This is a genomic window from Nocardia sp. NPDC056611 (assembly GCF_042792755.1).
In the GTDB taxonomy this organism is placed as follows: domain Bacteria; phylum Actinomycetota; class Actinomycetes; order Mycobacteriales; family Mycobacteriaceae; genus Nocardia.
The window spans coordinates 804,650-824,396 of sequence record NZ_JBHTVV010000001.1; the positions used below are offsets into that span (position 1 = coordinate 804,650).

The following is a 19,747-nucleotide window of genomic DNA, read 5'->3' on the forward strand; positions in this document are numbered from 1 at the left end:
GCCGCGGCGGGACTGCTACTACTTGGGCGTGACGCGGTAGAACCCGGTCGTGGTGCCCTGGTACTGGATTCGGCCGGGGGCGATGGTGCCGACCATCTCCAGGGTGTCATTGATCGTGGTCGCACCGACGTACTGCTCGGAGTCGACCTTGCCGGTATTGGCGTCGATCACCGCGAAGCTGTAGTTGTCGGTGACGCCGGCGCTGCCGCTGCCCAGACCCGCGCTACCGCTGCCGAGGGCGGAGCTGCCGCTACCGAGCGCACTGCTGCCGCTGCCGAGCAGGGAGTGCCGGGTGAAGGTGTAGATCTTGCCGTCCGCCACGGACAGTCGCGGCACCGCCGAGGACGGCACGGTGTTGGTCCACACCACGGTGCAGCCGGAGCCGGTGACATCGATGCGGGTCATACCGCCCGAGATCGGCGCGCTGGCGGGCTGGCTGGTGCCCGCGTTGGGCGGCAGCGCCGGGTACGGGTAGCCGTAGGTGCTGGCCACGAACACGCTGTTGCCGGATCCGATGGGGGAGTTCTCGGTGCCGTCGATGGCGGGCACCGAGCAGACGGGCGTGCCGGTGGCCGTGTTGTAGACGAGCAGGTTCTCCTTGGTGGCGGCATTGTCGGTGATGGCCAGGTATTCGGTGCCGTCGCCGGGGCCGAAGAAGGTCGGGGTGGCGCCGGTGCCCCAGCTCAGCTGGCCCGGTTTGCGGGCGGGGCCGCGGTCGTAGGCCTGCCGCCAGACGATCCGCGGGTTGCCGCCGCCGTCCACGTCGAGCAGGTAGAGCGCGTGGTCGGTGGCGACGGCCATGCCCTGGGGTCCGGTGGCGATGCTGTTGGCCACGTTCTCGCCGGGCGCGAGCACGAGGGAGCGCGCGCTGCCGTCGAGGTTGACGAATCCGGCGGCCGCGCCGTCGGTGGCGAACCAGACCCGGCCCTGGTAGTCGGGGGAGACGGAGCTGACCGCGTCGCAGTCGCCGCCACCGCAGTGGCCGGTGACAGCCTGTGTCACATCGGTTTTCGAGGCGATGGACAGCGACCATTTGCCGTCGGAGCCGCGCTGGTGCCCGATGCGCAGCAGGTTGCCGGAGCCGTCGACGGTGACCATCCGGTCCTGGTTGTCCAGGTAGGCGTAGACGCCGCCGAGCAGGCTGCCCTTGGTGAGGTCGAGCTTGGCGAGGGTGTTGCCGTTGCTGGGATCCAGCAGCAGCACCTCGGGCGCGCGGTCGGTGATCTTGGTGCACAGCGCCTGCGGGAGGCCGTCCGCGCCCTGCAGGATGGTCGGGCAGGCCGCGCCCTGTTCGTGGAAGTCGGCGCGCACCCCGCCGGTGCCGACGCCCGGCAGCGGGGTGGTGTCGGAGGCTTCCGAATCGCCGTGCATGGTCGCGGTGCCGACCGGTCCCAGATAGGGATTGGCCGGTGGGAGCGGCCCGAAGGCCGATGCGGTGCTGGTGGCGATGGTGAGCAGGGCGGTGGCGCCGAGGCCGGCGACGACGGCGGCACGTCGGATTTGCGCGAGCACGAAGATCTCTCCCTTTTCTGCTGGGAAGTAGTCGCCCGCGAGGCTATTGGATCGATTCCGAGATTTGAATAGATGTACTCGAGGATGCAAGTAATTGCATCGGAATAACCTCGGCGGTCCCGCGGGTTGCCTCGTTCCATGGCACCCGAGTCGGATCAGCGGGATGGATGGCGCATGATCGTGGACGTGACGGATCTACCCACCCCGAGCCTGCCCAGCGCACAGGGGGAGCAGGTGACACCCGATGCCGAGGCCATGCGGGCCGCACTGGGACGGGCCCGGGACGGCGCGACGCTCGACCTGGGCACGGCCGCGGTGCTGCTGCGGGCGCGCGGCGCGGACCTGGTCGAGCTGTGCCAATCGGCGGCGCGGGTGCGCGACGCCGGGCTGCGGGCATCCGGGTACGCGGGCGAGACCCTGCCGATCACCTACTCGCGCAAGGTGTTCATCCCCATTACCCACCTGTGCCGCGACCGCTGCCACTACTGCACCTTCGTCACCGTGCCCGGCAAGCTGCGCGCCCAGGGCAAGGGCATGTACATGGAGCCCGAGGAGATCCTCGACGTCGCCCGGCAGGGCGCCGAACTCGGTTGCAAGGAAGCGCTTTTCACGCTCGGCGACCGCCCCGAGGACCGCTGGCCCGAGGCCCGGCAGTGGCTCGACGAACGCGGCTACGACTCCACCCTGGACTACATCCGCGCCATGGCGATCCGGGTGCTCGAGGAGACCGGACTGCTGCCGCACCTGAACCCCGGCGTGATGAGCCATGCGGAACTGGCGTGGCTCAAGCCGGTGTCGCCGTCCATGGGCATGATGCTGGAGACCACCTCCACCCGGCTGTTCACCGAACCCGGTCAGGCGCACTACGGTTCGCCCGACAAGGACCCCGCGGTGCGGTTGCGGGCGCTGACCGACGCCGGTCGCCTCTCGGTGCCGTTCACCACCGGCATTCTGGTGGGCATCGGCGAGACCATCGTCGAGCGGGCCGAGTCCATTCTCGCGATTCACCAGTTGCACAAGGCTTTCGGGCACGTGCAGGAGGTCATCGTGCAGAACTTCCTGGCCAAGCACGACACCGCCATGCGGCACAGCCCCGACGCCGGGATGGAGGAGTTCCGCGCCGCCATCGCGGTGACCCGCCTGGTGATGGGCCCGGGGATGCGCATCCAGGCCCCGCCGAACCTGGTGTCGCTCGAGGAATGCCGGGCGCTGCTGGGGGCGGGCATCGACGACTGGGGCGGGGTCTCGCCGCTGACGCCGGATCACGTGAATCCGGAACGCCCGTGGCCGAACCTGGACACGCTGGCGCGGATCACCGCAGACTGTGGCTATGTGCTGACCGAGCGGGTCACCGCCCACCCGGAATACGTGCTGGCGGGCGAGCCCTGGATCGACCCGCGCATCGCGGGGCATGTCGCCGCGCTGGTCGACCCGGTGACCGGTCTGGCCGCCGACGTGCGGCCGAAGGGCCTGCCGTGGCAGGACTGGGACGACCTCACGCGGCCCGGACGGGGTCCCGAGGTGACCGCGCGAAGTTAGGGCAGGCTGTGCAAGAGTAATGTTGGCTGGCCGGGATAGGGTTTCGCCGGGGGGAGGTATCCCCCTCAGGTGTGGACAGACTAGGAGAGCGGCAGTGCCGTACATCATCGCTGAACCGTGCGTTGACGTGAAGGACAAGGCGTGCATCGAGGAATGCCCCGTGGACTGCATCTACGAGGGCGGACGCATGCTGTACATCCAACCCGACGAGTGCGTGGACTGTGGTGCGTGTGAGCCGGTCTGCCCGGTGGAGGCCATCTTCTACGAAGACGACACCCCGGATCAGTGGGCCGGTTACGTGAACGCCAACGTCGACTTCTTCGACGACCTGGGTTCCCCGGGCGGCGCCACCAAGGTCGGCAAGGTCGACTACGACCCGCCGTTCATCGCCGCGCTGCCGCCGATGGCGAGCGAGTAGGACCGAGATTTGACCGCGCGTGGCCGGGTCAGCGCACTGCTGCCCGATTTTCCCTGGGACACCATCGCTTCGGTGAAGGCGAAGGCCGCTTCGCATCCGGACGGCATCGTCGACCTCTCGGTCGGAACCCCGGTCGATCCGGTGGATCCGCTGATCCGCGAGGCGCTTTCGTCGGTGGCGGAGGTGCCCGGGTATCCGACCACGCACGGCACGCCCGAATTGCGCGAGGCCGTCGTGGCGGCCCTGAAGCGGCGATTCGGGATCACGGGGGTGGACCCGGCGGCGGTGCTGCCGGCCATCGGCACCAAGGAGCTCATCGCCGGTCTGCCGCGGCTGCTCGGGCTGGGCGCCGAGGATCTGGTGGTCATCCCCGAGGTCGCGTACCCGACCTACGAGGTGGGCGCGCTGCTGGCCGGTACCCGGTATCTGCGCGCCGACAGCACGGTGGCGCTGGGCCCCGAGCGGCCCGCGCTGATCTTCCTGAACTCGCCGTCCAACCCGACCGGCAAGGTGCTCGGCGTCGACCATCTGCGCAAGGTGGTGCGGTTCGCCCGCGAGCGCGGCGCGATCGTGGCCTCCGACGAGTGCTACCTGGGCCTGGCCTGGGAGGGCCGCGCGGTGTCGATCCTCGATCCCGAGGTGTGCGACGGTGATCACACCGGCCTGCTGGCCATCCACTCGCTGTCCAAGACCTCGAACGTGGCCAGCTACCGCGCGGGTTTCGTGACCGGTGACCCGGAGCTGGTGGCGGAGCTGCTGGAGGTGCGCAAGCACTCCGGCATGATGCTGCCGTTCCCGATCCAGGCCGCCATGACCGCGGCCCTCGGCGATGACGCCCACGAGGTTCAGCAAAAGGACCGCTACCGTGCCCGCCGGGTGGTGCTGCGAGATGCGCTGCAGCGCGCGGGATTCCGGATCGACGATTCCGAGGCGGGTCTGTACCTGTGGTCGACGCGCGACGAGCCGTGCCGCACCACTCTGGATTGGCTGGCCGCGCGCGGCATCCTGGCCGCCCCGGGCGAGTTCTACGGACCGCGCGGGAATCAGCATGTGCGCATTGCCCTCACGGCCACCGACGAGCGCATCGCGACTGCGGCTGATCGTCTGACCAGCTGATTTTCGGTTACCCGGGCCCGCGTGATACCGTCTACGACGTCGCCAGGCCGGATGGCCGAGCGATTCGTAAGGCCCTGTGGCGCAGTTGGTTAGCGCGCCGCCCTGTCACGGCGGAGGTCGCGGGTTCGAGTCCCGTCAGGGTCGCACGTGCACACAGCCTCCCCACCGATTTCGGTGGGGAGGCTGTGTGCTGTCCGCGCGTTGTCGCGTCCCCGGTTGCCTGTGGTTAGCGAGATATGTTGTCAGCTCTCGTTTTGTGAAAACTGACACACGTTCACTCCAGAACATCTATAACAAGTTCTCATCGCAACTCGATGAGGAGTATTTCAGTGCGTGGATTGTCTTATGAAACCCCCGGCAAGAGTGTTTACGGCAGCAATGTCAGCCGACGAGGGTTCCTAGCTGCAACGGGGGTTGTTCTCGGGGCGGCCGCGCTACTAGGGAAGCTCCCAGCCGCCCGGGCCTTACCCGCCGGGTCGATCGCCGACGGCGACCAGATGCCGGTCCTGGTAATTGGAACAGGTTATGGCGGCGCGGTTGCGGCCCTGCGGCTCGCGCAGGCCGGGCAGAACGTGGTCATGGTCGAGAAGGGCATGTCCTGGAGCCAGCCCGGCTCCGACGGCAAGGTCTTCTGCAACATGCTCAAGCCCGACGGCCGCTCGTTCTGGCTGCGCACCGAGACCGACCAGCCCGTCAACCACTTCATGGGCGCGCCCTACAACAAGTCCATCTCCCGGTACACCGGCGTGCTGGATTCCGAGCAGTTCAGCGGGATTCGCATCTACCAGGGCCGCGGCGTCGGCGGCGGCTCGCTGGTCAATGGCGGTATGGCGGTGACGCCGCAGCAGAGCTGGTTCCCGACCATCCTGCCCTCGGTGGACCCGGGCGAGATGTACAGCACCTACTACCCGCGCGCCAATGCCGGGCTGAAGGTGAACAACATCGACTCGAACTGGTTCGAGAGCGCCGACTGCTACCAGTTCGCGCGCGTCGGGCGTAAGCAGGCCGAGCGGTCCGGCTTCAACTGGACCTTCGTCCCCAACGTCTACGACTTCAACTACATGAAGCAGGAGCAGGCCAACACCGCGCCGCGCTCCGCCCTCAACGCCGAGGTCATCTACGGCAACAACTACGGCAAGAACTCCCTCGACAAGACCTATCTCGCGGACGCCTCGGCCACCGGCAAGGTGACCATCGTCCCGCAGCACGTGGTCACCACCGTGTCCCCGGCCAACGGCGGCGGGTTCTCGGTCGTGATGAACCAGATCGACACCAGCGGCAACACCGTGAAGTCGAAAACGGTTACGGCGCAGAAGGTCTTCTTCGCGGCCGGTAGCGTGGGCACCAGCAAACTGCTGGTCACCCAGAAGGCCACCGGCAAGCTGCCCAACCTGCCCGACTCGGTCGGCGCGGGCTGGGGCAACAACGGCAATGTCATGGTGGCCCGGCAGAACCAGGCCTGGGACGCCACCGGCAGCCTGCAGTCCTGCATCCCCTGCCTGGGCATCGACAACCTGGCCGATACCGGTGGCCCGGCCTTCGCCGAGGTGTCGCCGTTCCCGGCCGGGATCGAGACCTTCGCCAGCCTGTACCTGGCCATCACCAAGAACCCGAACCGGGCCAAGTTCACCTACAACTCGGGCAGCGGCGGCGTCGACCTGAACTGGCAGACCGCCTGGAACCAGCCCGGCATCGACGCGGCCAAGCGGATCTTCGACAAGATCAACAAGAAGGAAGGCACCATCTACCGGACCGACCTGTTCGGTACCTACAAGACCTGGGGCGACGACTTCGCGTACCACCCGCTGGGCGGCTGCGTGCTCAATGTGGCCACCGACAACTATGGCCGCCTCTCGTCCTACCCGGGCCTCTACGTCATCGACGGCTCGCTGATCCCCGGCTTCACCACCGTCAACCCCTTCGTAACCATTACGGCATTGGCGGAACGCAACATTGAGAAGATCATCGCCGAGGACTTCCACTGATGTAAAAATTCCGCTGTAGCGGCCGCCGGGGCGTGTTCTGTCCGGCCGGGCGGGGGCGATCGCGATAGTGTTGGATATGGACGCTGTCACGGTTGTCCCCGCTCCCGTCAATGAACCGGTGCACACCTACGCCCCCGGCAGTCGCGAACGCGCGCTGCTGGCCGGGCGGCTGGCCGAACTCTCCGCCGAAGCCGTTGAAGTGCCGCTGGTGATCGGCGGCAAACATCAGCCCGGCGCGGGTGAACGCCGCGATATCGTGATGCCGCACCGGCGCCGGCACGTACTGGGGACCTACGCCAACACCACCCACGACGAAGCCCGGGCCGCCATCGCCGCGGCGACCGCGGCCGCCCCCGGCTGGCGGGCCATGCCCTTCGAGGAGCGGGCCGCCATCCTGCTCCGCGCCGCCGACCTGCTGTCCGGCCCCTGGCGTGAGACCATCGCCGCCGCCACCATGCTCGGACAGTCGAAATCGGTGCAGCAGGCCGAGATCGACGCACCGTGCGAGCTGGTCGACTTCTGGCGGTTCAATGTGGCCTTCGCGCGGGGGATCCTGCGGGAACAGCCGCAATCCTCACCGGGCGTGTGGAATCGGATGGACTACCGGCCTCTCGAAGGGTTCGTGTACGCCATCACGCCCTTCAACTTCACCGCCATCGCCGGGAACCTGCCCACCGCGCCCGCGCTCATGGGCAATACGGTCGTGTGGAAACCCTCGCAGACACAGACGCTTTCGGCCTACTACACCATGAAATTGCTGGAGGAGGCCGGACTGCCGCCGGGTGTCATCAATATGCTGACCGGTGACGGCGCGCAGTTGTCGGAGGCCGTGCTGGCCGATCCTCGGCTGGCGGGCATCCACTTCACGGGATCGACGCGCACCTTCCAATACCTGTGGCAGACGGTGGGCTCGAATATCGGCCGATACCACGGCTATCCGCGGCTGGTGGGGGAGACCGGCGGCAAGGACTTTATTCTCGCGCACCCCTCCGCCGATCCGGACGCGCTGCGCGTGGCCATGATTCGCGGCGCCTACGAATATCAGGGCCAGAAGTGCTCGGCCGCCTCGCGCGCCTACATTCCGAAGTCGGTGTGGCGGCGGATGGGCTCGGACTTCCTGGCCGAGGTGGAGTCGCTGACCTACGGGGATGTCGCCGACCTCTCGAATTTCGGTGGGGCCGTGATCGACGACCGCTCCTACGCCAAGTGCGTGGCCGCCATCGGGCGCGCCCGTGAGCAGGGCATATCGATTCCGGCGGGCGGCGGCTACGACGACAGCGAGGGCTGGTTCGTGCGGCCGACCGTGCTGCTCTGCGACGACCCGGGCGACGAATCCTTCGAGACCGAGTACTTCGGGCCGATCCTGTCGGTCTACGTCTACGACGACGGCGCGCCCGACGCCTTCGAGGAGATCATGGACGTGGTGGACGGGACCTCCCCGTACGCCCTCACCGGCGCCATCTTCGCCCGCGACCGCCAGGCTGTCGAATCCGCTACCGGCACACTGCGATTCGCGGCCGGGAACTTCTACATCAATGACAAGCCCACCGGCGCGGTGGTCGGCCAGCAGCCTTTCGGCGGCGCCCGGGCCTCGGGCACCGACGACAAGGCGGGCTCCCACCTCAACCTGCTGCGCTGGGTCGCGCCCCGCACCCTGAAGGAGACGTTCGTCCCGCCCACCGAGTACCGCTACCCCCACATGGAGGCGTGATGAACCCGCTGCGCCCGGCGATCCTGGCGGCCGCCGGGTCGTCCCGGATCAAGGACGTCATCACGAAGGTGCCGGTGACCGCCGCGGTGGTGCGGCGGTTCGTCGCGGGGGAGACGCGCGCCGACATGGTGCCGGTCGCGCGGGCGCTGCTGGAGAGCGGGCGCTCGGTCAGCGTCGATTTCCTGGGCGAGTACACGACCGACCGCGCTCAGGCGGATGCCGCTGTGGCGGAATACTTCTCGCTCATCGACGACCTGGCCGAGGCGGACCGGACGGCCGCCGGGGTGCTCACCGACATCCCGCGGGTGGAGGTTTCGCTCAAGCTGTCTGCGCTGGGTCAGTCCCTGGGGCAGGACGGTCCGGCCATCGCCGCGGAGAACCTGCACAAGCTGTGCGCCAAGGCCGTCGAACGCCACGTCTGGGTGACCGTCGACGCCGAGGACCACACCACGACCGCCGACACCCTCGAAGCGGTCCGCAATGCCCGCACCGAATTCCCGTGGCTGGCGGTAGCGTTGCAGACCTATCTGCGTCAGGCCGAGGACAATGCCCGCGACCTGGCCGCCGACGGCACCCGAATCCGCCTGTGCAAGGGCGCCTATCAGGAACCCGGCACCGTCGCCTACCAGCGCCGCGCCGAGGTGGACGCCTCCTACCTGCGCTGCCTCGAGGTGCTGCTGCGCAACGCCTGGTACCCCATGGTCGCCTCCCACGACCCGTCCATGATCTCCGCCGCCCTCGCGCTGGCCGCCGAAAATCACCGCAAACCAGGCGATTTCGAGTTCCAGATGCTCTACGGCATCCGCGACGCCGAGCAGCGCCGCCTGGTCGGCGACGGCCACGCGCTGCGGGTCTACATCCCCTACGGCACCCAGTGGTACGGCTACCTCATGCGCCGTCTCGCCGAACGCCCGGCCAATCTCGGCTTCTTCCTGCGCGCGTTGGCCGAGCGCGGCTGAGGGCTCTCCGGCTTCGCCGGGCTCAGACCAGCGGGCGGCCGAAGCGGCGGCGCAGGCGCATGTCCGCCAGGAAGAAGTTGTAGGGGAACAGTCGCAGCATCGTGGGCATGCGGGTCCAGACCGCGGAGATCACCCGCAGGAAGCCGGTGAAGACGCGCTCGTCGCGGGCGCTCCAGGTCATGGACATCTCGTCGCGCAGATGCTGGGGGAGCAGCGCGGTGACGATGAAGCGGTGCAGGCCGCCCAGGGCGAACTGCACCGGCCACGACACCATCTTCAGATCGGTGAGGTCGTTGAAGTACTTGCGGGTGGGCCCGTCGATGGACTTGGTCGCGAGGTTCTCGTCCCAGTAGGCGTAGAAGTCCTCGCGGGTGGCGGGCCACATCTCCGGGCGCATCTGCAGCGTGGTGCCCAGGCGGGCGCAGTACTGGTAGAAGGCCTCGGCCAGTGCGGGATCCATCGGGCCGCGCATGCGGTGGTACAGGTCGTCGACACCCCAGTACAGGCAGGCCGCCACCCACAGCTGGAGCTTGGGGTCGAAGGCGTTGTACTTGACGGGGCTGCCCGGCTTGGAGTGGACGCTGCGGTGCGCGCCGTTCACGGCCTCGCGGTAGGTGGTGCGGTCCAGGTCGTTGCCGAGCAGGGCGACCGAGAGGTAGGTGAGGGTGGTGCGCAGCCGCTTGACCGGGTGCAGGGTCACCTTGCCGCTGTCGACGTCGCTCTCCATGACACCGTAGGCGACCGGCTTCAGCGAGAGCTGCATGACGACGTTGGCGGCACCGCCGAGGAAGGCCGCGACGCCGTCGATGTGCTCACGGATGTCCGCGGGGGTCAACGGCTGATAGGCCGGGGGAAACTCGTCGAACTTGCGCAGCGGGGCGGTCATCGTTGACTCGACTCCTCGGTCGTCACTCCTCGCCGGATGAGGAGAGTGTGAGAAATTTCGCCACTCACCTTCTCATCGTGGGGTGCCGGTGTCAATGTGCGAAGATTAGTGCCTCACCGTTTCTTCGTGACCGGAAAGGGCTCGGACCATGGCCAAACTGGCCAAACTGCTGCCGCTCGTTCGCGGATCCGGCCCCGAGGACCGCAATCAGGCGAAGGTCCTCGACGCCGCCCTGCTGGCTTTCCTGGACTTCGGCATCAAACGCACCAGCATGGTCGAGGTCGCCCGGCGCGGCGGACTCTCGCTGGCCACCCTCTACCGGCGCTTCGCCGGGAAGAACGATCTCATCCAGGCCGTCGGGCTGCGGCAGGCCCGCCAGTTCATCGACGACGTGGACGCGGCGGTGCAGGGTCCGATCGAGGCCGACGCCAGCGCCGAGGAGCAGATCGTCGCGCTGTTCGTGGCCTTCACCGAGGGCCTGCGCAACAACCAGCTGCTGGACCGGCTACTCAAGACCGAACCCGAGATCGTGCTGCCGTATCTGACCGTGCAGGGCGCGCCGGTGATCGAACTGGGCCGTGACTACCTGGCCGAGTTCACCGCCCGGCTCCAGGCGGAAGGCAAACTGCCGCAGTACGATCCGCTGCCGCTGGCGGAGATGACCGCCCGGGCCGCGCTCTCGCTGGCCCTCACGCCGCAGACCGTCATCCCGCTCGGCGATCCGGAGGCGCTGCGCAAATTCGCTCGCGAGCACGTGATTCCTGGCTTCCGAATCCTCTGACCGGCAACGGGTTTCACACCAGTTTCAGGCCCAGCCGGCGGCGCAGCCGCATATCGGTGAGGTAGACGTTGAGCGGGAAGGCGCGCAGCGAGGTCGGCACCACCGATTCGACCGCGCCCGCGGTCCGCAGCATGGCGGCCAGTACGCGGTCCTGGCGCGGCGTCCAGGTCATGCCCATCTCGTCCCGGAGGTGTTGCGGCAGCAGACCGGTCACGAAGAAGCGGTGCACGCCCGCGAAGGGCGGGCGCAGCGGGTGGGGCAGCATTTTCAGGTCGATGAGATCGTCGAAGTACGCCTTGATCTTCGGGTCGATGCGTGTCCGGGCGAGGTTCTCGGCCCAGTACCGGTCGAAGGCGGCGCGGTCGGCGGGCCACATCTCCGGGCGCACCTGCAAGGTGGTGCCCAGCCGGGCGGCGTGGTGATAGAAGGCGTCGGCGTCGTAGTCGTCCATCGGGCCGTGCATGCGCTCGTAGAGGTCACGCGCGCCCCAGTACAGGCAGGCCGCCACCCAGAGTTGGAGTCTCGGATCGAAGGCGTTGTACTTCACGGTGCTGTCCGGGCGGGATCGGACGTACTTGTGCACGGCGTCCACGGCCTCGCGGTAGGCGGCGCGGTCCTCGTCGGTCCCCAGCAGCGCGACGGCCAGGTAGGTCAGGGTGGTGCGCAGCCGCTTGAACGGGTGGATCATGACGTTCCCGGACTCCACCGGGCTCTCCACCACGCCGTAGCCGACCGGGGGATTGGAGAGCTGCATGATCACGTTCGCGGCCGCGCCGAAGAAGCCGGCCGCGCCGTCGAGGTAGCGGCGGACATCGATCTCCGGTGCGGGCGCGGCGGATTCGCCGGGGTGGGGCAGCGGCCTGGTCATCGTTGACCACATCCTCGATGTGAGAAGGTTGTACAGAAACTGTCTTACCCACTCGGGTGGTCTGTCAACCGGCGCGACGGCTTCGCAAGCGAACCGTTGCGCGTCGCGGCAGCAGGTCGGCGGACCGCGGCCTCGGGTAGCGTGAGCCCGTGTCGCCGCTGTTGCTGAGTTCGCTGAATCCGGCCGCCATCGCCGCCGGAGCCGATATCCCCGATGCCGTCACCATCGACGGCGAGACCCTGTCGCGCAGTGATCTGCTCGGCGCGGCCACCTCGGTCGCCGAACGCGTCGCCCAGGCCCGCCGGGTCGCGGTGCTGGCCGAGCCGACCGTCACCACCGTGCTCGCGGTGATCGGCTGCCTGATCGCCGGGGTCACCGTGGTCCCGGTGCCGCCGGACGCGGGCAGCGCGGAACTGGCCCACATTCTGCGCGACTCGGAGGCCCAGGCCTGGCTGGGCACGGCCCCCGAAGGCTCCGAGCTGCCGGTGATCCCGGTCCGCAAGCACGCCCGGTCCTGGCACCGGTACGCCGAACCCGCCGGGACCGCAACGGCTTTCGTGCTCTACACCTCCGGCACCACGGGCCCGCCCAAGGGCGTGATGCTGAGCCGCGCCGCCATCGCCGCCGGGCTGGACGCCCTGATCCAGGCGTGGGGCTGGACCTCGAACGACGTTCTGGTGCACGGCCTCCCGCTGTTCCACGTGCACGGCCTGATCCTCGGCCTGCTCGGCCCGCTGCGGGCGGGCAGCCCGCTGGTCCACACCGGCAAGCCCACCCCGCGCGCCTACGCCGACGCGCGCGGCACCATGTACTTCGGCGTCCCCACCGTGTGGTCGCGGATCGTCGAGGAGCCCGACACCGCACGGGAATTGGCGAAAGCGCGCATCCTGATCTCGGGCAGTGCCCCGCTGCCCGTGCCGGTGTTCGAGCGGCTGGCCGACCTCACCGGGCATGCCCCGATCGAGCGCTACGGCATGAGCGAAACCATGATCACCCTGTCCACCCGGCCCGACGGCGAACGCCGCCCCGGCTGGGTGGGCACCCCGGTCGCCGGGGTGGAGACCCGGCTGCGTGACGAGTCCGGCGCGCCGGTGCCGCACGACGGGGAAAGCGTTGGCGGACTCCAGGTTCGGGGACCCATGCTGTTCGACGGCTACCTGGGCAAGCCGGAGGTGACCGCCGAGAACTTCACCGCCGACGGCTGGTTCAAGACCGGTGATGTGGCCGTCATCGACGCCGCGGGCTTCCACCGCATCGTGGGCCGGGAATCGGTCGACCTGATCAAATCCGGCGGCTACCGGATCGGCGCGGGTGAGATCGAGACCTGCCTGCTGGGGCATCCCGCGGTGGCCGAGGCCGCCGTCATCGGCGTCCCGGACGAGGACCTCGGCCAGCGCATCGTCGCGTACGTGGTGCCGCGGGACGGCGCGGGTGAAGCCCTCGCCGACGAGCTCATCGCCCATGTGGCGGGGGAACTCTCGGTGCACAAGCGCCCCCGCGAGGTGCGTCTGGTGGACGCGCTGCCGCGCAATGCCATGGGCAAGGTGCAGAAGAAGCTCCTGTCTTGACCTGAAGCGCGGTCGAGGTTCTAGCGTGATCGCCATGACCGCATCCCTGTCGCCCGCCCAGATCGACTACCTGAACAGTCAGCGGCTCGGACGGCTCGCCACCGTCCGGCCCGACGGCTCCCCGCAGAACAATCCGGTCGGCTACCGCTACAACGCGGCGCTCGGCACCATCGACATCGGCGGCCACCACATGGGCGCCAGTCAGAAGTTCCGGAATCTGTCGAAGGAGGAACGGATCGCCTTCGTCGTCGACGACGTGCCGTCCGTCGACCCGTGGACCGTGCGCTGCCTCGAAATCCGCGGCACCGCACAGGCTCTGCGTGATGTCGAACCGTTCTACCCCGGCCTGTCCCCGGAGATCATCCGCATCACCCCGGAGCGCGTCATCGCCTTCGGGATCGACTGACACCGAGGTTCTGCTGCCGAGGGTTTCGGGGTCTGGCCGCGGCTCGGGGCCGCCCCTAGCGTCCTGGAGGTTGTTTCTCGTCATCCAGGAAGGCCGAACGATGCCCACCGCACTGCGCACCACCATGGCCGCCACCGCCGTCCTCGCCGGACTGCTGGCCCCCGCCGCCGCGGCGACCGCCGCGCCACTGCCGCTCACCCCGATGCCGCAACCCGCCGAGCCCGTCGCCGGGCCCACCGGCACCGGATCGGTGAACACCGGGCCCACCGGCACCGGATCGTTCGATCCGTCGGCGGCCGGTTCCTCGAACCTGATCAAGGCTCTCCAGACCGGCTCGGGCCAGTGCAACAACACCAGCCCGATCCCGCCGCTCGACGGACAGCCCGCTCCGTGGTGCGCCCTGTACAAATGAGCGCGGCCCGCGGCTGAGCCCGAAAATGACGAAAACCCCTGCGGCCCGAGCCGACAGGGGTTTTCGTTTGTTACATCTCAGTCGTTGGCGTGCAGGGCCGCGTTCAGTTCGATGCCGGTGCCCTTGCGCGGGCGAACCTCGACCGCGCCGGTCAGCGAGTTGCGGATGAACAGCAGGTTCGACTTGCCGGACAGCTCACCGGCCTTCACGATCTGGCCGTCGGGCAGCCCCACCTTGGTGCCCGCGGTGACGTAGAGGCCCGCCTCCACCACGCAGTCGTCGCCGAGCGAGATGCCCAGGCCCGAGTTGGCGCCCAGCAGGCAGCGCTCGCCCAGCGAGATGACCTGCTTGCCGCCGCCGGACAGGGTGCCCATGATGGACGCGCCGCCGCCGACGTCGGAGCCGTCGCCGACCACCACACCGGCCGAGATCCGGCCCTCCACCATGGAATTGCCGAGCGTGCCGGCATTGAAGTTGACGAAGCCCTCGTGCATGACGGTGGTGCCCGAGGCCAGGTGCGCGCCCAGGCGCACGCGGTCGGCGTCGGCGATGCGGACACCCGAGGGCAGCACGTAGTCCACCAGGCGCGGGAACTTGTCGACGCCGTACACGGTGACCTGGCCGCGGGCCCGCAGCTTCAGGCGGGTCAGCTCGAACTCCTCGGTCGAGCACGGACCGTGGTTGGTCCACACCACGTTCGCGAGCAGCCCGAAGATGCCGTCGAGGTTCGCGCCGTGCGGGCGGACCAGGCGGTGCGAGAGCAGGTGCAGACGCAGGTAGGCGTCGTGGGTGTCGATCGGCGCGGCGGCCAGGTCGGCGATCACGGTGCGGACCACCACGGTCTCGACCCGCCGGTCCTCGTCGACACCTGCCGAGGCGGCGAACTTGGCGTACTCGGGATCGGAGGCGTCCAGCCGCACCGTGCCCACCTCGTCGGCGGAGAATTCACCGAGCGTCGGGTACGGGTACCAGGTGTCGAGAACCGTCCCGTTGACGGTGATGGTGGCGATGCCGACTGCTGCTGCTCCCTGAGTACTCACGTCCCCACACGTTACCGGGCTGCGAATTCATACCGAATGCGGTGCCGATTTGTGCCAACGCAGCCACCGTGCGAAGAACTGCGGTTATTCCTCCTTTAGGGTGGATCGAGTGACCATCGATCTGAGAGCCGACCCGATTTCACTCACCGCCGCGCTCGTGGATATTCCGAGCGTCTCTCGGAACGAGAAGGTCATCGCCGACATCGTCGAGAAGGCCCTGCGCGAGCAGACCACCGGATACGAGATCCTGCGCCACGGCAATACCGTGCTGGCGCGGACCAATCGGGGCCTGCCCAGCCGGGTGATCCTGGCGGGGCACCTGGACACCGTGCCGATCGCCGACAATGTGCCCGGCCATTTCGAGACCACCGCCGACGGCGAACGGCAGCTGTGGGGTTGCGGCACCGTCGATATGAAGTCCGGCGACGCGGTCTTCCTGCACCTGGCCGCCACCGTCGCCGACCCGGTGCACGACCTGACCCTCATCTTCTACGACTGCGAGGAGATCGCGGCCGAGTACAACGGGCTGGGCCGCATCGAACGCGAACTGCCCGAATGGCTCGAGGGCGACCTCGCGATTCTCGGTGAGCCGTCCGGCGGCTGGATCGAAGCGGGCTGCCAGGGCACCCTGCGGGTGCGGCTCACCACCGCCGGCGTGCGCGCGCACACCGCGCGAGCCTGGCTGGGAGACAACGCCATTCACCGGCTCGCCCCGATCCTGGAACGGCTGGCGGAATATCGGGCCCGCGAGGTCGAGATCGACGGCTGCACCTATCGCGAGGGCCTGTCCGCTGTCCGGGTCGAGGGCGGTGTGGCGGGCAATGTGGTGCCCGACGTCGCCACCGTGGACGTGAACTTCCGCTTCGCTCCCGACCGCACCCTGGACCAGGCCACCGAGCACGTGCGCGAGGTGTTCGCCGGACTGGAACTGGATTTCGAGCGCACCGACGGCGCGCCCGGCGCCCTGCCCGGCCTGTCGAATCCGGCCGCCAAGGACCTCATCGAGATCGTGCACACGCACGGCTCCGGCGGGGTGCGCGCCAAGTACGGCTGGACCGATGTCTCGCGGTTCGCCGCCCGCGGCATGCCCGCGGTGAATTTCGGTCCCGGCGACCCGAACCTGGCGCACAAGCGCGACGAGCATCTGCCCGTCGAACAGATCACCCAGGTGGCCTCGATGCTGCGCAGCTACCTCACCGGCGAGAAAGGCCGATGAACTGTTCAGCACCACGCTGAACGAGCGACCGACAGCGGTCATTCGCTCGCTGTACGGTTGCCTCTATGTCTGCTGACGGCGAAAACGAGGGTGCGGGTTTGTCGAAGACACCACGGTTCCGGGGCCCGATCATGTTGCGGCGGGACCGCAAGAAGGGGATCGGGACCACCGACCAGCATCTGCTCGACGAGCGTGGCCCGGCCGACTGGGTGCACACCGACCCGTGGCGCGTCCTGCGCATCCAGGCCGAATTCGTCGAGGGCTTCGGCGCTTTGGCGGAGGTGCCGCGCGCCGTGGCCGTCTTCGGCTCCGCCCGCACGCCCGCCGACTCGGCCGAGTACCAGGCCGGGGTCGCGATCGGAAGCGCTTTGGCCCATGCCGGTTTCGCGGTCATCACCGGCGGCGGGCCGGGCGCGATGGAGGCGGTCAACCGGGGCGCGTCGGAGGCGGGCGGCTATTCGATCGGCCTCGGCATCGAGCTGCCGTTCGAACAGCACCTCAACGAGTGGGTCGACCTCGGCATCAACTTCCGGTACTTCTTCGCGCGCAAGACCATGTTCGTGAAGTACTCCCAGGCGTTCGTGTGCATGCCCGGCGGCTTCGGCACCCTCGACGAGCTGTTCGAGGCGCTGACCCTGGTGCAGACCCACAAGATCACTCGCTTCCCGATCGTCCTGTTCGGCACCAAATATTGGGCGGGACTGGTGGATTGGATCCACGACTCGCTGCTCGGCTCGGGCAAGATCGCCGCCGGCGACCTGGGGCTGCTGCACGTCACCGACAGCGTCGACGAGGTGGTGGAGATCGTCACCCTGGCCGCGCGGGCGCGCCAGGAGATGAACGAAGTGGGGGTGGAGGAGCAATGGTGAGCGATGCCTACGCGGTCTGCGTGTACTGCTCGGCCAGCGTCGACGATCCGGTGGCGCTGGACCTGGCCACCCGGGTCGGCGCCGAGATCGGCCGTCGCGGTTGGCAATTGGTGTCCGGCGGCGGCAACGTCTCCATGATGGGCGCGGTCGCGCAGGCGGCGCGGGCCGCCGGGGCGCACACCGTCGGCGTCATCCCCAAGCACCTGGTGCACAAGGAGGTCGCCGACACCGACGCCGACGAGCTGATCGTCACCGACACCATGCGCGAGCGCAAACAGGTCATGGACGAGCGCGCCGACGCCTTCCTCACCCTGCCCGGCGGCATCGGCACGCTCGAGGAGCTCTTCGAAACCTGGACCGGCGCCTACCTGGGCGTGCACGCCAAACCGGTGGTGGTGCTCGACCCGCAGGACCACTACCGCGGCCTGTTCGACTGGATCGGTGAGCTGCGGGTGCGCGGCTACGCCGGGCTGGAGGCCATCGACCGGGTGCTGGTGACCAAGAGCTTCGACACCGCCTTCGCCGGGCTGCGGCTCACCCGCTGACCGGAACTCCTCGGTTTCACTCGACAAGATCGGACGAATCGGTCAGGGTAGGCACACGAGAGCGGGGCGTACGCACGACCCGGTGAGGAGCACAACGAAGTGAGTACCGACGCCCGATCGACGGTGAGCCTGCTCGACCTGGTTCGCGCCCTGCCCGGCATGGCATTGCAAGCACCCGGCATGATCCGCAATGTCGGGCGCCTGGCGGTGAAAGCCGGCGACAAGGCGTCGATCGGGCTGTTCTTCCAGCGCGGCGCGGCCAAGCACCCGGACCGGGCCTTCCTGAGATTCGAAGGGCGCGAATACACCTGGGGCGAGGCCAACGCGCTGGTCAATCGGTACGCGAAGGTGCTCGCGGCGCACGGCGTCACGCGCGGCGACGTGGTCGGCATCCTCATGGTGAACCGGCCCGAGGCGCTGTTCACCGTGCTCGCCACCGTGAAACTCGGCGCCACCGCGGGCCTGCTCAACCACAACCAGCGAGATGTGGTGCTGCGGCACAGCTTCGGGCTGCTGAACTCGGTGCTCGACGTCATCGGCGAGGAGTGCGCCGACGCGCTGGAGACCCTCGGCGAGACGCGGCCCGCCCTGCTGTGGACCGAACAGCTGGAGGCCGAGGCCGCCACCGCCGACCCCTCGAATCCCGCTGTCACCGAACAGATCACGGCCAAGGAACGCGCCTACCTGATCTTCACCTCCGGCACCACCGGCCTGCCCAAGGCCAGCGTCATGACCCACATGCGCTGGACCAAGTCCATGGCCGGGATCGGCGGGCTCGGAGTGCGATTGGACGGCAGGGACACGCTCTACAGCTGCCTGCCGCTCTATCACAACAACGCCCTCACGGTGGCCCTGTCCTCGGTGATCGCGGGCGGCGCCACCTTCGCGCTGGGCCGCAAGTTCTCGGCCACCCGCTTCTGGGACGAGGCCATCGCCAACCGGGCCACCGCCTTCGTCTACATCGGCGAACTGTGCCGCTACCTGCTCAACCAGCCGGCCAAGCCCACCGACCGGCAGCACACGATCCGGTTGTGCGTCGGCAACGGCCTGCGCCCCGAACTGTGGGACGAGTTCCAGCAGCGGTTCGGCATCGCGCGGATCGTCGAGTTCTACGGCGCCAGTGAGGGAAACGTCGCCTTCATCAACGCCTTCTCCGTCGCCCGCACCGCCGGGTTCACCCCGCTGCCCTTCGCCATCGTGGAATACGACGACGCCACCGGCAAGGCGCTGCGCCACCCCGACGGCCGGCTGCGCCGGGTGCCCGCGGGCGGGGTCGGGCTGCTGCTGGCCAAGGTCACCGACCGCTCGCCGTTCGACGGCTACACCGATGCCTCCGCCACCGAATCCAAGCTGGTGCGTGACGGTTTCGCGGACGGCGACTGCTGGTTCGACACCGGCGACCTGGTCCGCGACCAGCGCTTCGGTCACATCGCCTTCGTGGACCGGCTCGGCGACACCTTCCGCTGGAAGGGTGAGAACGTGGCCACCACCGAGGTCGAGGGCGCGTTCGACGGCATCGACGAGGTCACCCAGGCGGTCGTCTACGGCGTCGACATCCCCGGCACGGACGGCAAGGCGGGCATGGCCGCGGTGACCCTGCACGAGGGCGCGCACTTCGACGGCAAGGTGGCCGCCAAGGCCCTCTACGACCGCCTGCCCGGCTACGCCGTGCCGCTGTTCATCCGGGTGGTGCCCGAACTGGAACAGACGTCCACGTTCAAGAACCGGAAGGTCGAACTGCGCAAGCAGGGCTTTGCCCCGGACGTCGAGAGCACGCTCTACGTCCTTGCGGGCCGCACTGACGGCTATGTTCCGGCCTATCCCGAGTACGTGGCGGACGTCGCTGCGGGCAACGTTCCGCGCGGTTGATTCTTGGACTCGCTGGGTGTTCGCGGTCCGTCTCGTTCCTGGACTGA

17 protein-coding genes, 1 tRNA gene and 1 pseudogene are annotated in these 19,747 nt (G+C 68.6%); 15 read left to right on the plus strand and 4 right to left on the minus strand.

Annotation, left to right across the window (positions count from 1 at the left end; translation table 11 throughout):
• Positions 1-18: 18 nt before the first annotated feature.
• Positions 19-1,512 (minus strand): hypothetical protein, encoded by a 1,494-nt coding sequence (locus tag ACFRAQ_RS03670; RefSeq protein WP_379093672.1) that lies wholly within the window; start codon positions 1,510-1,512, stop codon positions 19-21.
• Positions 1,513-1,686: 174 nt separating this feature from the next.
• Between ACFRAQ_RS03670 and cofG the strand changes: the two are divergent.
• The 7 genes and pseudogenes from cofG to ACFRAQ_RS03705 all read left to right on the plus strand — a co-directional run.
• Positions 1,687-3,006: pseudogene (gene cofG, locus ACFRAQ_RS03675) on the plus strand (7,8-didemethyl-8-hydroxy-5-deazariboflavin synthase CofG); the annotation flags it as partial.
• A 139-nt stretch (positions 3,007-3,145) separates the two neighbouring features.
• The gene (fdxA, locus tag ACFRAQ_RS03680; protein WP_040812194.1) at positions 3,146-3,469 is read left to right on the plus strand and encodes a ferredoxin; all 324 of its coding nucleotides are present in this window, start codon (positions 3,146-3,148) and stop codon (positions 3,467-3,469) included.
• 9 nt (positions 3,470-3,478) lie between these two features.
• Entirely contained in the window at positions 3,479-4,585 is a 1,107-nt protein-coding gene (gene dapC / locus ACFRAQ_RS03685) for a succinyldiaminopimelate transaminase (RefSeq protein WP_379093676.1), read from the plus strand.
• 70 nt (positions 4,586-4,655) lie between these two features.
• Positions 4,656-4,729, plus strand: a tRNA-Asp gene (locus ACFRAQ_RS03690).
• 353 nt (positions 4,730-5,082) lie between these two features.
• Positions 5,083-6,570, plus strand: coding sequence for a GMC oxidoreductase (locus tag ACFRAQ_RS03695; protein ID WP_379093679.1), 1,488 nt, complete (start codon positions 5,083-5,085; stop codon positions 6,568-6,570).
• 76 nt (positions 6,571-6,646) lie between these two features.
• Entirely contained in the window at positions 6,647-8,281 is a 1,635-nt protein-coding gene (pruA, locus tag ACFRAQ_RS03700; protein ID WP_379093682.1) for an L-glutamate gamma-semialdehyde dehydrogenase, read from the plus strand.
• Positions 8,281-9,240 (plus strand): proline dehydrogenase family protein, encoded by a 960-nt coding sequence (locus tag ACFRAQ_RS03705; protein WP_379093685.1) that lies wholly within the window; start codon positions 8,281-8,283, stop codon positions 9,238-9,240. Before pruA ends, ACFRAQ_RS03705 begins: the two co-directional genes overlap by 1 nt.
• A 22-nt stretch (positions 9,241-9,262) precedes the next feature.
• Here the strand turns inward: ACFRAQ_RS03705 and ACFRAQ_RS03710 are convergent, their stop codons facing one another.
• A complete protein-coding gene (locus ACFRAQ_RS03710) occupies positions 9,263-10,126 on the minus strand; it encodes an oxygenase MpaB family protein (protein WP_379093688.1) in 864 nt (287 codons plus the stop codon).
• Between the two features lie 148 nt (positions 10,127-10,274).
• Here ACFRAQ_RS03710 and ACFRAQ_RS03715 point away from each other — a divergent pair, with 148 nt between their 5' ends.
• Positions 10,275-10,907, plus strand: a complete 633-nt coding sequence (locus ACFRAQ_RS03715; RefSeq protein ID WP_379093692.1) for a TetR/AcrR family transcriptional regulator — start codon at positions 10,275-10,277, stop codon at positions 10,905-10,907.
• 13 nt (positions 10,908-10,920) lie between these two features.
• Here the strand turns inward: ACFRAQ_RS03715 and ACFRAQ_RS03720 are convergent, their stop codons facing one another.
• On the minus strand, positions 10,921-11,775 hold the full coding sequence (locus ACFRAQ_RS03720) for an oxygenase MpaB family protein (RefSeq protein WP_379093695.1): 855 nt from the start codon (positions 11,773-11,775) through the stop codon (positions 10,921-10,923).
• Positions 11,776-11,933: 158 nt separating this feature from the next.
• On the opposite strand from ACFRAQ_RS03720, the gene ACFRAQ_RS03725 reads away from it, so the two are divergent.
• From ACFRAQ_RS03725 to ACFRAQ_RS03735, 3 genes are all read left to right on the plus strand, one after another.
• Positions 11,934-13,343 carry an acyl-CoA synthetase gene (locus ACFRAQ_RS03725; RefSeq protein WP_379095786.1) on the plus strand — a complete coding sequence of 470 codons (1,410 nt, stop codon included), beginning with the start codon at positions 11,934-11,936 and terminating at the stop codon, positions 13,341-13,343.
• A gap of 34 nt (positions 13,344-13,377) precedes the next feature.
• Positions 13,378-13,749 carry a PPOX class F420-dependent oxidoreductase gene (locus ACFRAQ_RS03730; RefSeq protein WP_379093698.1) on the plus strand — a complete coding sequence of 124 codons (372 nt, stop codon included), beginning with the start codon at positions 13,378-13,380 and terminating at the stop codon, positions 13,747-13,749.
• 100 nt (positions 13,750-13,849) lie between these two features.
• On the plus strand, positions 13,850-14,161 hold the full coding sequence (locus tag ACFRAQ_RS03735) for a hypothetical protein (protein ID WP_357283292.1): 312 nt from the start codon (positions 13,850-13,852) through the stop codon (positions 14,159-14,161).
• 77 nt (positions 14,162-14,238) lie between these two features.
• Here the strand turns inward: ACFRAQ_RS03735 and dapD are convergent, their stop codons facing one another.
• Positions 14,239-15,201, minus strand: a complete 963-nt coding sequence (gene dapD / locus ACFRAQ_RS03740) for a 2,3,4,5-tetrahydropyridine-2,6-dicarboxylate N-succinyltransferase (RefSeq protein ID WP_379093701.1) — start codon at positions 15,199-15,201, stop codon at positions 14,239-14,241.
• 109 nt (positions 15,202-15,310) lie between these two features.
• Here dapD and dapE point away from each other — a divergent pair, with 109 nt between their 5' ends.
• From dapE to ACFRAQ_RS03760, 4 genes are all read left to right on the plus strand, one after another.
• On the plus strand, positions 15,311-16,417 hold the full coding sequence (dapE, locus tag ACFRAQ_RS03745) for a succinyl-diaminopimelate desuccinylase (RefSeq protein ID WP_379093704.1): 1,107 nt from the start codon (positions 15,311-15,313) through the stop codon (positions 16,415-16,417).
• Between the two features lie 65 nt (positions 16,418-16,482).
• On the plus strand, positions 16,483-17,286 hold the full coding sequence (locus tag ACFRAQ_RS03750; protein WP_379093707.1) for a TIGR00730 family Rossman fold protein: 804 nt from the start codon (positions 16,483-16,485) through the stop codon (positions 17,284-17,286).
• A complete protein-coding gene (locus ACFRAQ_RS03755; RefSeq protein WP_379093710.1) occupies positions 17,280-17,831 on the plus strand; it encodes a TIGR00730 family Rossman fold protein in 552 nt (183 codons plus the stop codon). The genes ACFRAQ_RS03750 and ACFRAQ_RS03755 overlap by 7 nt, the downstream gene beginning before the upstream one ends.
• Positions 17,832-17,930: 99 nt before the next feature.
• Positions 17,931-19,700 (plus strand): long-chain-acyl-CoA synthetase, encoded by a 1,770-nt coding sequence (locus tag ACFRAQ_RS03760; protein ID WP_379093713.1) that lies wholly within the window; start codon positions 17,931-17,933, stop codon positions 19,698-19,700.
• Positions 19,701-19,747 lie beyond the last annotated feature (47 nt).

Bases quoted from the DNA above. Each gene is read 5' to 3' on its own strand.
- ACFRAQ_RS03695 (WP_379093679.1), top strand. From the start codon at position 5,083: ATGCCGGTCCTGGTAATTGGAACAGGTTATGGCGGCGCGGTTGCGGCC.
- pruA (WP_379093682.1), top strand. From the start codon at position 6,647: ATGGACGCTGTCACGGTTGTCCCCGCTCCCGTCAATGAACCGGTGCAC.
- ACFRAQ_RS03705 (WP_379093685.1), top strand. From the start codon at position 8,281: ATGAACCCGCTGCGCCCGGCGATCCTGGCGGCCGCCGGGTCGTCCCGG.
- ACFRAQ_RS03710 (WP_379093688.1), bottom strand. From the start codon at position 10,126: ATGACCGCCCCGCTGCGCAAGTTCGACGAGTTTCCCCCGGCCTATCAG.
- ACFRAQ_RS03715 (WP_379093692.1), top strand. From the start codon at position 10,275: ATGGCCAAACTGGCCAAACTGCTGCCGCTCGTTCGCGGATCCGGCCCC.
- ACFRAQ_RS03720 (WP_379093695.1), bottom strand. From the start codon at position 11,775: ATGACCAGGCCGCTGCCCCACCCCGGCGAATCCGCCGCGCCCGCACCG.
- ACFRAQ_RS03730 (WP_379093698.1), top strand. From the start codon at position 13,378: ATGACCGCATCCCTGTCGCCCGCCCAGATCGACTACCTGAACAGTCAG.
- ACFRAQ_RS03735 (WP_357283292.1), top strand. From the start codon at position 13,850: ATGCCCACCGCACTGCGCACCACCATGGCCGCCACCGCCGTCCTCGCC.
- ACFRAQ_RS03750 (WP_379093707.1), top strand. From the start codon at position 16,483: ATGTCTGCTGACGGCGAAAACGAGGGTGCGGGTTTGTCGAAGACACCA.
- ACFRAQ_RS03755 (WP_379093710.1), top strand. From the start codon at position 17,280: ATGGTGAGCGATGCCTACGCGGTCTGCGTGTACTGCTCGGCCAGCGTC.